This window comes from Lysinibacillus sp. 10T31, assembly GCF_056394365.1.
Genome location: NZ_JBFTHS010000203.1, coordinates 1 through 456 on the forward strand (window position 1 = coordinate 1; position 456 = coordinate 456).

Annotated in this window: 1 protein-coding gene; it reads right to left on the bottom strand. The window is 54.6% G+C overall.

All coding sequences use genetic code 11. The features are described from left to right. Positions 1 to 456 (bottom strand): ABC transporter permease (locus tag AC1DCY_RS27650; RefSeq protein ID WP_477355959.1); only part of this gene is annotated, 456 nt, incomplete at both ends.

The following is a 456-nucleotide window of genomic DNA, read 5'->3' on the forward strand; positions in this document are numbered from 1 at the left end:
CCATCGCAAAGAGCGCGCCGGACATGATCCCTGGACGAATAATTGGGAAGGTCACGCGGAAAAATGTATAGGTGGAAGAAGCTCCGAGGCTTGTCGCTGCTCTGGTCAACGAATGGTCGAAACCAACTAATGTCGCCGTCACTGTGATGATGACGAATGGCGTACCGAGTACCGCATGGCCCAGAATGATGCCAAGGTGGTTTTGCCCGATGCCCAGTGCGCTGTAGAAAAAGTACATGCCGGCAGAAGAGATGATCACCGGTACGATCATCGGCGAAATCAGGGTGCCCATCAGCAGTCCCTTGCACGGCAGATTAGCGCGGCACAAGCCGAGTGCTGCCAACGTCCCGAGTGCCGTTGAAATCACCGTTGCGCAGAAGGCGATCAGCAGACTGTTCTTGAATGACAGCACCCACAGTGGATCCTCGAGAAGCATGTGGTACCAACGCATTGAAA